At 39.7% G+C, this 14167-nt stretch carries 11 protein-coding genes; 3 read left to right on the top strand and 8 right to left on the bottom strand.

The annotated features are described in order from the left end of the window. The first annotated feature begins 16 nt into the window (after positions 1-16). Complete coding sequence (gene metF, locus H3V01_RS10180) at positions 17-850, top strand: methylenetetrahydrofolate reductase [NAD(P)H] (RefSeq protein ID WP_025329799.1); 834 nt, start codon at positions 17-19, stop codon at positions 848-850. Between the two features lie 164 nt (positions 851-1014). On the opposite strand, the gene H3V01_RS10175 is transcribed toward metF, so the two are convergent. The 3 genes from H3V01_RS10175 to H3V01_RS10165 all read right to left on the bottom strand — a co-directional run bounded on the left by H3V01_RS10175 (position 1015) and on the right by H3V01_RS10165 (position 3411). Beyond that, positions 1015-1743, bottom strand: coding sequence for an amino acid ABC transporter ATP-binding protein (locus tag H3V01_RS10175; RefSeq protein ID WP_025329798.1), 729 nt, complete (start codon positions 1741-1743; stop codon positions 1015-1017). A 37-nt stretch (positions 1744-1780) separates the two neighbouring features. Continuing rightward, positions 1781-2566: a 16S rRNA (adenine(1518)-N(6)/adenine(1519)-N(6))-dimethyltransferase RsmA gene (gene rsmA / locus H3V01_RS10170; protein ID WP_198186726.1), complete on the bottom strand. Its 786-nt coding sequence runs from the start codon at positions 2564-2566 to the stop codon at positions 1781-1783. A gap of 107 nt (positions 2567-2673) precedes the next feature. Next, on the bottom strand, positions 2674-3411 hold the full coding sequence (locus H3V01_RS10165) for a peptidoglycan DD-metalloendopeptidase family protein (protein ID WP_084547512.1): 738 nt from the start codon (positions 3409-3411) through the stop codon (positions 2674-2676). Between the two features lie 207 nt (positions 3412-3618). Between H3V01_RS10165 and H3V01_RS10160 the strand changes: the two genes are divergently transcribed. Beyond that, complete coding sequence (locus H3V01_RS10160; RefSeq protein WP_198186725.1) at positions 3619-4077, top strand: FxsA family protein; 459 nt, start codon at positions 3619-3621, stop codon at positions 4075-4077. 70 nt (positions 4078-4147) lie between these two features. On the opposite strand, the gene lysS is transcribed toward H3V01_RS10160, so the two are convergent. Continuing rightward, entirely contained in the window at positions 4148-5671 is a 1524-nt protein-coding gene (gene lysS, locus H3V01_RS10155; RefSeq protein WP_198186724.1) for a lysine--tRNA ligase, read from the bottom strand. A 636-nt stretch (positions 5672-6307) separates the two neighbouring features. On the opposite strand from lysS, the gene pgl reads away from it, so the two are divergent. After that, complete coding sequence (pgl, locus tag H3V01_RS10150; protein ID WP_051506363.1) at positions 6308-7006, top strand: 6-phosphogluconolactonase; 699 nt, start codon at positions 6308-6310, stop codon at positions 7004-7006. A gap of 45 nt (positions 7007-7051) precedes the next feature. Here pgl and H3V01_RS10145 read toward each other — a convergent pair whose 3' ends face one another. The 4 genes from H3V01_RS10145 to H3V01_RS10130 all read right to left on the bottom strand — a co-directional run. Beyond that, entirely contained in the window at positions 7052-9532 is a 2481-nt protein-coding gene (locus H3V01_RS10145) for an autotransporter outer membrane beta-barrel domain-containing protein (protein ID WP_198186723.1), read from the bottom strand. Between the two features lie 374 nt (positions 9533-9906). Next, positions 9907-10812 carry a lipase family alpha/beta hydrolase gene (locus tag H3V01_RS10140; protein ID WP_025329791.1) on the bottom strand — a complete coding sequence of 302 codons (906 nt, stop codon included), beginning with the start codon at positions 10810-10812 and terminating at the stop codon, positions 9907-9909. A 574-nt stretch (positions 10813-11386) separates the two neighbouring features. After that, complete coding sequence (locus H3V01_RS10135; RefSeq protein ID WP_367467522.1) at positions 11387-11677, bottom strand: RHS repeat-associated core domain-containing protein; 291 nt, start codon at positions 11675-11677, stop codon at positions 11387-11389. Positions 11678-12041: 364 nt separating this feature from the next. After that, positions 12042-14167, bottom strand: a 2126-nt coding sequence (locus H3V01_RS10130) for an autotransporter family protein (protein WP_198186721.1), incomplete at its 5' end; no start/stop codon positions are given.

Raw genomic sequence — 14167 nt, 5'->3', positions numbered from 1 at the left:
GAGAAACTGTTTAATCATGAGTTTTACCCAGTTGAGCTTTGAATTTTTTCCGCCGCGTACTGAAGAGGGACGGCGCAAACTGGCCATCACCCGCAAACAGTTAAGCCAATATCAACCTGAATATTTTTCATGTACTTATGGTGCAGGTGGAACTACACGAGCCGGTACATTGCAAACAATTACCGATATTATGAATGATGGAGTAGCAGCCGCTCCTCATCTGGCCTGTATTGGCGCCAGCCGTGAAGAAATGATCAGCCTGCTCCAAACCTACAAAGACATGGGCATCCGTCATATTGTAGCCTTACGTGGTGACGTTCCGTCAGGCGTGGGCTTCGGACATCAGGGACTGCGCTATGCAAATGAGCTGGTTGCTCTTATCCGCCAGGAGTTTGGTGACTGGTTTCATATTGAAATTGCTGCCTATCCGGAGTTTCACCCTCAATCACGCAGCGCTGAAGATGATATCAATCATTTTGTACGTAAATGTCAGGCTGGTGCCGACTCAGCAATTACCCAATATTTTTTCAATGCAGACAGTTATTTCTGGTTTGTGGACGAAGTACAGGGCAGAGGAATAGATATTCCCATTATTCCCGGCATCATGCCTATTGCCAGCTTTTCCAAATTGGCACGCTTTTCAGAAACCTGTGGCGCAGAGATTCCGCGCTGGTTACGCCTAAAACTTCAGTCTTATGCAGATGATACAGCATCAATTAAAGCACTTGGGCTGGATGTAGTAACTGAAATGTGCGACCATTTGCTTCAGCAGGGAGCACCCAGCCTGCATTTTTATACCCTGAATCAGGCCGGACTTGTATCAACTATCTGTCAGCGATTAGGTTACTAAAACTGAATAATAAATAAAATTAAAATATAAATTTTTTTAATACAGTACAAATGAAATAAGCCCTTATCGTCTTAATGATAAGGGCTGTAAAATCTGATTATTTCTTTATCAGCGAAATTATATGACTGTCTAATTTAAATTAATCACAACAAAATAATTAATAGCTAATGAGTTAACAACTGATTAAGAAACTGCTGAGCTCTTTCATGTTGCGGACGCTGGAAAAATTCTTCCGGAGTAGCCTCTTCAACAATTTCACCATGATCAATAAATACTACCCGATCAGCTACTTCACGGGCAAAACCCATCTCATGCGTGACCACCATCATTGTCATACCACTAAGCGCCAGATCTTTCATAACTTTCAGCACTTCACCTATCATTTCCGGATCCAGAGCAGAAGTCGGCTCATCAAACAGCATTACTCTTGGCTCCATAGCCAGACCGCGGGCAATGGCGACCCGCTGTTGCTGCCCCCCCGACAACTGCTGCGGAAAAGCATCGCACTTATGCGCCAGCCCTACTTTAGCCAGCAGTTCCTTAGCTTTGGCTTCAGCCTGCGCGCGACTTTCTTTTTTCACCTTCATCGGTGACAAAATAATATTTTCCAGAACTGTAAGATGCGGATATAAATTAAAATGCTGAAATACAAAACCAACCTCAGTTCGTACCCGATTTAAATCAGCTTTCGGATCAGCAACATTAATTCCGTCAACCCAGATTTCACCCTGCTGGATTTTTTCCAGCTGATTTACAGTACGAATCAGCGTAGATTTACCGCTGCCAGAAGGACCGCATACCACTACCACCTCCCCCTGACTAACAGTCAGATTCACACCATTAATAACATGCAAATCTTTAAACCATTTATGGACATTCTTAAATTCAATCATGTATTCCCCACATCCTGTAACTGTCTGCATTAATCATTCAGACAGAAGCGCCATTGTGCAACAAATGATTACTTAATGCCACATAAAGCTCTGGCGTAACCCGTTCTGGCCGACTGCCGGGATCAATACCTACAGCCATCAATGCTGCATCATCTACAGATTCTTTCAGATTATTATGAATAGTTTTACGTCTCTGTTGAAAAGCCTGTTTGACCAATGCAGCAAAATGATTAAAATCCTCAGCAATACCAATGCGACCACACTGCGGAATCATTCGTACCACAGCTGAATCTACCTTTGGTGCAGGTATAAAGACCTGAGGCGGCACATCAAGTAAATTTTCCATCTCAAAAAAATATTGCAACATAACACTTAAACGCCCGTAATCATTACTGCCTGCTACTGCCACCATACGTTCAACCACTTCTTTTTGCAGCATAAAGTGCATATCTATAATATCATCAGCATATTGACCAAAACGAAATAACAACGGCGTGGAAATATTATACGGCAAGTTACCAACAATCTTTTTTTTACCGGGTACAGTATTAAAATCAAATTGCAGGACATCACCCTCATGAATTAATAGCTTTGATGCAAATGGCAGCGTACGTAATCGGGCTACAATATCACGATCAATCTCAATCACATGCAGTTTATTGACAGCCATAGCAAGAGGTTCCGTAATTGCGGCCAGACCCGGACCAATTTCAATTACCGTATCCTCAGGCTGAGGACGAACCGCACGCACAATATCCTGAATAATACTTTTATCCTGCAGAAAATTCTGACCAAAACGTTTGCGGGCACGATGTTCTTTCATAATACTTCCTTCAATTTTGCCCAATTATAAAATAAAACCACCATTCTCAACTTACCAGACTAATCAGTACAACGTACCTGTTAACATCTGCTTTCAGTAGTCTGACGCTAATTTGACAGATAACGTAAAGGATTAACCGCCTTACTATTCACTCGAACCTCAAAATGCAGTTTTACACCAGTGGTTCCGCTATCTCCCATTGTTGCGATTGTCTGTCCGGCCTGAACTTTCTGCCCATTAACAACTTTCAGGGAATCATTGTACGCATAGGCCGTCATCGTACTGTTACTATGCTTAATCAGTACCAGTTTGCCATATCCGCGCAGTTCCTCTCCGGCATACTCTACGATACCCGCTGCAGCTGCTTTAACCGGCGTACCCCGGCTACCGGCAATATCAATACCCTTTTGCGTCTGACCATTAAATGTACTGATTACTTTGCCCTGCACCGGCCATCGCAAACGAATATCAGGAGCAGCTGTTGTAGTCGTTCCAGTATCCGGTTTAGGTGCAACACGACCAGGCTGTCGTTTTACTCCCGCAGAACCGCCTGATACAGAATTTGGTTTACGTACCCGAATCAACTGCCCCACTTCAATAGCATGAGGATTAGCCAGATGATTCCAGCGAACAAGCGTATTCACATCCTGATTAAATCGCAAACCAATGCGATATAACGTATCTCCGCGCTGTACCCGGTAATAACCATTTTGTGCCCTGCCATTCATTACCGGCGCTTTAGCCGGATTATTATTGGCACAACCACCCAGCAACAAACAGCCACCCAGCAACACGCTTAAACCGGAACGCCATAATATCCCGCTCAATTTCCATATCTGTATCATTGATTTACCAAAATCTTAACAAGAATCTGTATAGCATAGCTTGTTTAGTTAATCTTAGCTTGATATTAACATAGCTTTTCCCGCCTCATTGACTAGTAAGCCTCTCTTTTCAGACAGGCAGAGAAATCCATTTCACAACTGCTATATTGAATTCTTCGATCCTGCAACCATCTGTTAAAATGTTATAGCTTAAAAAGGGTAACTTACATGCGTTACATAGGTTGGGCATTACCGATACTGGCAGTACTGGAAGTCCTTTCCATTATTCTGGTTAGCAATCTGATTGGTGGCGGCTGGACACTGCTTATCATCTTACTGTCAATTGTCTGCGGTATTTTTATGCTGCGTAATATTGGCGTGTCCGGCTTATTTCTTGCAATGGCTACCATTCGTACTGGCAACAATGTATCGCTTTACCAGCTATTATGGCCAGTGCGCTACATATTCGCCTCCATCATGCTTATTAGCCCCGGATTTGTCTCAGATATATTTGCTGCCTTGTTATTACTACCTATTAGCGGCAAGTCTCTGACCGGCACAACCCAATCCTTCTCCCGTTCAACACAACCGGAACAGGGGGACATTATCGAGGGTGAGTACACTGTAGAAACCGATAATGAACAAACAGCTCACTCCGGCACACAATCAAATCTTCCGCATAAATAACCGAATAACAAAACCAAAAGCCGCACAGAATTAATCTGGCGGCTTTTAAATTACAGAAAAACGATTCTGACTACTCTAAACGCATTTGCGGAAACAGAATAACATCACGTATTGTTTGAGCATCTGTCAGCAGCATAATCAGACGATCCATGCCAATACCGCAGCCGCCGGTTGGCGGTAAACCATATTCCATAGCACGAATATAATCTGCATCGTAATGCATTGCTTCATCATCACCAGCATCCAGCTGTGCTACCTGAGCTTTGAAACGCGCAGCCTGATCTTCAGGATCATTTAATTCCGAATAGCCGTTAGCCAGTTCGCGTCCGACCACAAACAACTCGAAACGCTCAGTTAAACCCGGTTTAGTATCCGATGCACGTGCCAGTGGTGATACTTCTACCGGATAATCCACAATAAATGTAGGCTGCCATAATTGCGCTTCCGCGCACTCCTCAAATAAAGCCAGCTGCAAACTGCCCAGACCCTGAGCCATAGGTAAAGCTCCGCCCAGTTTTTTAATTTCAGCCTTCAGCCAGGCTTCATCCGTCAGCTGTTCATCCGTATACTGCGGATTAAAATATTTAATTGCTTCTACAATAGTCATACGAGCAAACGGCTGGCTTAAATCTACCTCCTTACCGTTATAACTCACCACCGCACTGCCTGTTGCCTCAATAGCAGCAGCACGGATTACCTTTTCTGTCATGTCCATCATGCGCTGGTAATCACCATAAGCCTCATAGAATTCCATCATCGTGAATTCCGGATTATGGCGTGTACTCATGCCCTCATTGCGAAAATTACGGTTAATTTCAAACACACGCTCCAGACCGCCCACAACCAGCCGTTTCAGATAAAGCTCAGGAGCCACACGTAAAAATAAATCCATATCCAGAGCATTATGATGCGTAACAAACGGCTTTGCTGTAGCTCCGCCCGGAATCGGATGCATCATCGGTGTTTCCACCTCCAGATAGCGCTCACCTACCATCACATTCCGTATCGCCTGAATAATCCGACTCCGTTTCACAAAAGTGTCACGCGTTTGCTCATTGGTAATTAAATCTACATAGCGCTGGCGATATTTCTGCTCCTGATCAGCTAAACCGTGAAACTTATCAGGTAATGGTCGCAAAGACTTAGTCAGCAACCGCAGACCAGACACCCGTACCGTAAGCTCACCGTGATTGGTTTTCATCAGTTCACCTTCAGCACCCACAATATCACCCAGATCCCAGTGCTTGAATGTATCATGAACTTGCTCACCAACACCCTGATTGTTGATATACAGCTGAATACGGCCGGTCATATCCTGAATGGTCGCGAAGCTGGCCTTACCCATATGACGTTTCAGCATAATACGTCCGGCTACCTTTACTGGAATTGCCTTTTCTGCCAGCGCATCCTTATCAAACTCATCATAAAGCTGATGCAAATCTCCGGCAAAAGCATCCCGCTTAAAATCATTTGGAAAAGCAATTCCCTCAGCACGAATCGCCGTCAGCTTCTCACGGCGGTGTGCCATAATCTGGTTTTCATCCAGTTGTTCTTCTTGCGCGGCAGCTACCGGCGCATTCTGCTGTTCACTCATATGCATCCTCATACTATATGCAATTGTTATCAACTAACAACTGCCCGCCTGACACCATTGAGCATAGTATTAAATTCAGGCAATAAAAAATTAAACATAACCGCCTATTTTAAGTCAAAACAGCCAGTTTGACATCTAAAACACCTGATTCAGTTACAGCAATCCCATATTGCCATAACAAATTTCTTCAACCAGCAGCAATAACTTAACACCATCCGGCAGCAAAAACTTTAAACATCATCCCAAAGAAATAAATTATTACCAAACTGTAACCAAAGCACATAAACCTGCCCGGGTAAATTAATGATAGCAACATCTCTGATATCAGCTAAACAGAAGAGCAGACTTGAGCATAAATTTATCCGTAGCAATCTATAAACAGCCAATATTGAATATATATTTCTTGATTATTTATTAAAATAGCATAAAAATAACAATAAAATATTAACCGTCAACCTGTGCCATATCCGTTAGCGCATACGAAAATACCAACAGTCTATTATTTGTTTTAACAACAATTACATTGAAATACAACTCATTAACCCATTACCAGCGAATAATAATTTTAATATTAAATTTAACAACCTTATCGCTGTATCACCAATAAAACCCAGATATATCTTTCAGGAGATGAACATGTATCAGTTACATCTTTATGACACACCTATTGCGATGAATACAGCTCTGGCTACAGCTATTATTGCCAACCTGCAAAATGCAATTAATCTACGCGATTGCGCTTCTCTTGCCGTTTCAGGCGGTCCGAATCCGGTAGAGCTGTTTCAGATACTAAGCAAAGCGCAACTGGCATGGGAGAAAGTTTATATTACTCTCGTGGACGAGCGCTGGGTTGATAAACACCACGAAGACAGCAACGAACGGCTGATTCATACCCATTTACTACAAAATAAAGCTAAAGCAGCACACTTTATCAGCCTAAAAACAGTAGCTGAAAATCCATATGATGGTGTGGATGAAATTCAGGCACGTCTGGAGCAACTATTACCCTTACCCATAGATGTACTGGTATTAGGTATGGGAGACGACGGGCATACTGCATCGCTTTTTCCTCATGCTGAAAATTTATCCAAAGGCCTGGATATGCACTCCGAGAGAATGGTAATAGACATGAAACCCCTGACTGCACCGCATGATCGTATTTCCCTGACTTTACCGGTAATATTAAATAGCAAACATCTATATCTGCAACTTTCCGGTAAAAAACAACAACAGGTACTACAACAGGCACTTGCCGGAATCAATAGTAACGATATGCCAATCAGAGCTGTTCTGCATCAGCAGAAACTGCCATTACAGATTTATCTGGCTCAATAAAAAATGCGCTGGGTAAAACCGGCGCATTGACAAAATTCAGCATAATTACCAGGAATAGCGATAATTAAAATTAATGCCGAATTTCTGCTCTGTATGCTGCCCGCTCGCATAATCAAGCTTGAAATCAGCGTGATTATTTGAATTAAAATCCACACCCAGCCCTGCTTCATACAGACCACTGTTACCAGCTCCGGTTATACGCATATTGCTATCATCAACAATAGCATGTCCCAGACTGTTTTTATCATGTAACCAGTAAGCACCTGCATACGGATGCAGATTCACCTTATTCAGTGCCAGAGTAGTTTTAACTGCCGCACCTAACTGACTACGATAAAAAGTCGTACTCTTCGTATAATCATCACCGGATAAACGACCGGCAGTTATACCAGCTTTAGGTGTGATTACCCATTTATCAGAAAGGCTGAAATCTTTACCCGCATCAACACTCAGACTATTACTATGCCATGTAGCCTTATCCATTTTGTTGGCATTAGCTTTCAGATGGCTGTAACGATAAGCCGCATCGGCAAACCAGCCTGCTGTATTATACCAGCCGACATAAACACCAGTAGTAAGTGCTTTCAGATTACCGTCCTTATAATTACCATTAAAATCTACACTAGAATGCCCCTGTCCCACAAAAGCACCCAAATAAGTCTGATTACTGTCATTACCCAGCGGTAACAAATGATCATAACCTAATTGCAAACTATATGATTTTTGCTTAAAACCAGAGGTAGTCAACCCATAGCTTGAGCCAGTACTGTCAAAATGATTATTGGTATAATTACTGTCCAACCACATATTATTAACATGTGACTCATTTTTCAGACTGTTGAAGCGTGCATTTAAAGGTTTTTGCATCTGATATACAAACTGGCTGGCCGCCTGACGCATACTGATAAGTGAATTGGCAAAATCACTGATTTCATGCCGAGGGCCATAATGACCGCCTCCTGCTGATGCGGCACCATTATCATTACTTAGAATCCAGTCATTTCCGTTCTGATGGAAGAAATAGCGATATCTGCCAACATCAACATAATTCTGAACCATAGAGAATGATCCGTCACCACCTTCAGACTCAACCAAAGTTATCTGAATATTCGGTTTTTTGGGCTGTTTACGACTATCTGCCACACTGATTTTATGTTCACCATGAACCTGACCATGAATTTTAATCTTATCAGATTGTCCATCGGCCAGACTGGTATTCATATTAAACAGACTATTGCTACCATTTAAATCGCCATTTATTGTCAGAGTTTTAAATTTACCACCCTGACTGAAAGAAACAACTGAATCATGAATATTCAGCTCATCCAGTACACTATCACCATTGATTGTCCATGAAGAACCATTATTCAGATTAAAAGTTATTTTAGGCGCCCGCTTCGGATCCTGATCAATATAAATACGTCCTGCCAATTGAGAATGATCCGCAGTTAAAGTAAATGGCTGTAATGCAGCAACCTGCTCATCTCCTATAGCATCATCATCCTCAGCATCTTCAACATAATAACGATGATCATTGACACCCAGTAAAGCATTCTGCCCGATTAACTTGCTGTCTTTAATTGTAAATTTATGTTTATCCGCTTCCGTCTGAGTAGTTGCCAGCATAATGCCAATACCTGACTTTATAGTACTATTTTTAACATTTACTTCACTTCCGTTATTCAGATAAAAACCTAAACTGAGCGGATTAGTAAGATTTATTTCTGTGTTGCTAACATTGGCAACAGCATGATTCTCTGAACTCTGATTCACTATATCTATGCCAAAATTAATATATCCATCACCTTGTATTTTCATATTATTGACATTGACGAGTGCATTATTATTATCCGAAACTTCTATAGAAATTGCAGCTGAATAATCACTATCTTTACCTAATTTTATTTCTGAATCATGAATATTCGCTGTGCTGGCAGCTGTACCAGCCCCAGTAGCCGCTATATAATATGCATCAGAATGAGGAGCAGTGATTGTAAAATCAGCCTGTGAATCCAAATTTCCTCCGCTAAGTTCAATTCCTTTAATACCTTCGTCAAATTCTTTTGGCTGCCCCTGCAAGCTAAAATGAACACCCTTAGGCATCACAAACCGTGCATTGCCCGTTTCTGATTCAAAACTGACACCTGTATGGTCTATATCCTCCCGATGATCTCCGTACTTTTTATTATTTAAATACGAGGTATCTATTGTAATTTCAGTATTTGGAGAAAATTCTGCCGTTAATGAATGTGCAGTATTATTTGATTCATGAATCCGGAACATCGACAAGTTATGACCATCTTCTCCGGGAGCTCCGGTAAACAACTCTTTAAATTCACTCTCAGTAGGAATGCCATTATAATATTGATCAGCTGTAATAATAATTTTATTATTTTCCGGATCTGGCAGCTTACATCCGTCTATAGCATGACAAGTATTAGCAGCTACACTATAAGCTGACAATGATCCCAGAACAACTAGCAGAATAGTTTTTAACTTTAATGGCGGGTGTATTGATTTCATCATATAAATTAATCTTTTAACACAAATAAAAAATAATATCACAATATTTATAAATTAAGTTAATATTTGTTTATTACAATTAAATTATTTTTTATCATATAATAAATTTAATTACACTCTTGCCTTAAAATTCTGTTGTATTAATTTATTCATTTAAATTATAAAGTGTATTCATAACTAAATATATTTATATAATGCATATATAATATAAATACACACAATAGTTTTATATAAAAAAACTGAATCCTGCAAAAAACAGGATTCAGTACTTGTATACAGCCCTATTATTATAATTATCAGGCCGGGCAAGATAATTCAGATTTTGTCAGAATGACATTTATTATTATTATTATTAAAATAAAACAGCTTCCCTCAGATTACAGCCCTTTAGATTGTAACCGTGCGGCATGATCCAGATAAATGCTTACAGGATCCGGTTTAGTAGGATGTGCACCAGCAATCTGATTAATTGCATCTAAATGATCCATCTGGTAATCAGAACCAATAACTTTACCCAGATGAGTGGCATAACGACCAACCAGACCATCATTTTGCTTACGTTCTTTTTTGAAGAACGCACCTAATGCTATAAGGATAGCATGGGATGGATCTACAGTATTCAAACCTTCATTAATTACGTTTGACTTAATAATACCGCTCCAGGAATAATAATAAACACCATTAGTTTCCAGCTCTTTACCCTGACCACCCCATGTTTTTGGCAGACCTTGCGGATATTTTTTATTAAATGCATTAGTGCCTTCAGTTGACAGACTTTTCAGAGCACCTTCAAAATCCTGGGGTAATAAAGGTTTAGTACTTAATAAACTGATCAGTTTCATAAAAGACTCTACAATAAGATCAGCAGTAGCACCAACAAGCTTGCCTGAAAGGATATCCAGCATCAAATCTGCAATTTCAGAACCAAAATTTACACCGTTTACAGATGTTACAGAACCCACCAATTCTGGATGCAGTGCAGCAACATAACGGCAGGTAGGCGCACCCTGACTATGTCCGATCAGATTTACCTTTTGAGCACCAGTCTTTTTCAGAATATTTTTAACTTCAACCAGTAACTGTTCACCACGCTCTTCAGTCGTATTGGTAGCAGAAACAGCTGCAGTAAAAACTTCACATCCCAGTTTTCTCAGAGAATCAGCGATATTAAAAAAGTAGGGATATCCCATAATTCGGTCAAAACCAAAAAGACCATGTACAAGTACAAGTGGATATTTTGTTTTAACAGTAGTTTGTTTAGCTGGTTTTTTTAAATTTATCATTTAATTTTCCTCTTTGTTATTATATATTTTGAATAAATTATTATTTAATAAATAAGTACGATTCAGAAATAAAAGTTTAAAAATAAACTTTTCGGATAATCTATTTCTTCGAATAGTTTTATGCCAATCTCAACCGTGGAAGAATAATATCATTTCCAATAAAATAATGCAAAATAAATTTTTAAAATTATTTTATAAACATAATTGTAATTGCATATTTATGCAATTTAGATAGAAAATATAATATTACATTATAATGTTAACTAGTGTATGTTTTCATATATTATTATTATTTATATTTAAATACAATATATTATATATTTGTATTAGGAAATTTATCAGAAAATTAAATTTTTCTAATTAATTTAAATTATTTTTTTAATTATTGCATAATCGGATATCAGTCAGTCTGTTATGCAAAAAACCTCTTTTGCAAAAATTGATATAAATCTTGTTATTAATAACTTTCCTGGAATGAGTTTATTAATAACAAGATAAAGATTCTGTCTGACATTAATTTTGAGAATAAAATAGTTTTAGAATTATATGAAAATCACCCAGGAGTTGTTTCAGTTTAACAAACAGGAGCATAGTGATAAATAGTAATGCTGCCTAGCAACACAATAGGAGCTGGCTGGGTAAAGCTTCCTGTATCCGGATCATAGTACCTGAAAGTATTGTAGTGCAGTCCGGTTTCTCTGTCTAAATACTGTCCCTGATACCTCAGGTTCTGTTGTATCTCTCTATGGGCAATCTCCTGTATCGGTTTACTCCACAGCTGGTATGAGCATTCCCAGACGATTTCACCTGCTTCATCCCTCAGCTTCTCTGACATGCCGTTCAGGTCGGTATGGAAATAGTAGATATATTCTTCCTAATTACCGGTACGGTCTATCCGCGCCAGTGGTTCATAGCTGTACTGACCTATATATAGATACGACCTATGCGGTTTTAACTTAAAAATATTTAACTAAATTAATTATGTAAATTAAATTTATTACGTACAATATCTTTATTATATAAATTTAGTATCAGTCATTATTTTATATAGTTATTATTCTTTATATAATCAATATTTTAAATATAAATCTTGCAAATTGTCATTGTAGTTACAAATGCAGTTATATTGATTTACCTACTAGATTAATGCACTATCAATTAATAAAAAGGATTGAATCATTAATGATTCAATCCTTTTTTATTGTTCTGGTTGAATTATCGCAATCTTATTACCAGTTAACTTTCAATCCTACAGAACCATTTACAGGTGATTTCACATGTGAATCTCCGCCATTAGACCATGTATGGCCAATCTCACCATAAGCTTTCACCTTGTCGGTAATATCATAGCTACCACCAATAGCCATTTCAGTATTGGCATGCGAAGCACCGGCATTCAATGTAGTTGATGCAGCCTTTGTTTTAAAGGTAGTGTGATTTGCACCATTTGGTGAGTAGAAGAAATTAACCCGGGCATAAGGATGGAGCACACCTTTATTTACCTGATAATTACCTTCCAGACGACCGCCCAGACGGAATAACCACGCATTATCATGATCCTGTTTAACTGTGGTATTACCACTGATATCAGTATCATTTAAATCCAGCCATTGATGAATAATCTGTGCCTGAGGTTCAAATTTCCAGCTGCTGCTACCAATAGCAAATGGCTGACCGACCTCAACAGAAGCAGTAACACCATGGCCTTTTTGCTTACTATTTGAGGTGCCATCAGGTTTGATATCTACATTATGGCGTGCACCCTGTAATACAACATCCATATAGGCACCATTATCTCGGGTGTAATTACCATAAGCACCAAGGAAATAAGATTTAGTACTATTTTTACCAACCTTACCATTAATGCCGCTGGCAAAACCGTTTACATCAAGATTTCCATGTAAATAACCTAAGTAGCCACCAATACGCAGACCATTATTGCTCCAGATATCGCTACCAACCTGCAAACCGGAATAGTTACCTTTACTACGGGTATTAGCTGTTCCATTCTGACGAATATCGCTACGATTAGCAATTACTCTGCCCCAGCTCATCCGTTCATCAGGAGTAGGAGTAGCACCAATACGCTTATGCATATCACCAAGCATCAGACTGTCTGCCTGATGTAACTGGGCACTAACTGCACTATATAAAGGTACTTCTCTACGATAAGTTGTTTTTGTACCGGTTTCCTGCATTTTTTCAGAGTAAAGATTCCATTTATTATCTTCACTCTTTTGCAGCCTGTACTCATATGCACCGGCGTCAACATGATCGCGCAGTAATGTGAAAATATCGCCATCAGCAGTACCATCAACGGAGACAATTTCAATGCCATTTGTACCGGCTGTACTTGCACCCAAACCACTAACTTCAGTTAGATCAATGGCTGTCTCACCACTCGCATTTCCACCGATATGTAATTTATCAGCATTATTTTGCTCAGGTGTTACTTCCAGAAGCAGTTTACTGCCCTTTTCGCCATGATAGTCACCCTGAATGGTCAGACGGTCACCAACATTATCGTTAACCAGATTAATATTACCGGCATTGTTTACATTACCTGAAATAGCAACTTCGTTCTTACCGGAAGAATTATCAATCTTATCAAGTTGTACTTCCGCCCCAGATCCGATATTCAGGTTTTGTGTATTAAGGTCACCGGTTAGAGTTAGTCTGGCTGATTGTCCAAGATGGATATTTTCCCAGTTAACAATACCAACATCACCTGCACTATTACTGGTAGAAGAACCGCGAAGATTAGTATTAAGGTAGAGTTGGTCATTACTGCTGTCTTTACCATTATCTATATCATTGCCGCCGTCCAGCATAGTAAGACCAGTAATATCAGCACCATTATTGATAGTGAGAATATCACTACCATGACCCAGATTAATATTACCGGTTACTTTTGCTCCGCTATTAATAGTAACTAAGGAGTTGCTATCGCCATCTTCAATTGCAATACCTGATGCAGCAGAAACATCTGCTCCCTTATTAAGGATAATACTACTGTTTGAAGCTGGTAAACCATTGGTAGAGATGCCTGCACCGGTACCACCCGCCACCTTACCTGACGTTTCTATTGACACAGCACCGCCGGTCATATTTATTGCACTGATACCATCAGTACCGCCTGTAATACTTCCTCCGGTCTGATTTACTGCTATACCTCTTTTCTCACCAGAATCCGCCCAGTCAATATTAGTTGCCTGTATACCAGCACCACTAGTACCCGTTACATTACCTCCGGTTGTGATTTTGGTATCACCTTTACCTAAATTTGTCGCAGCAATTCCGGTTTCTTTACCTTCAATACTACCTGTTGTCTGAGTAATATTGATTGCATTCGCTG

The sequence above is a fragment of the Snodgrassella sp. M0351 genome, assembly GCF_016100575.1.
In the GTDB taxonomy this organism is placed as follows: domain Bacteria; phylum Pseudomonadota; class Gammaproteobacteria; order Burkholderiales; family Neisseriaceae; genus Snodgrassella; species Snodgrassella alvi.
The sequence above is the reverse complement of the archived record's forward strand: the minus strand, read 5'-3'. Positions and strand labels throughout refer to the sequence as shown.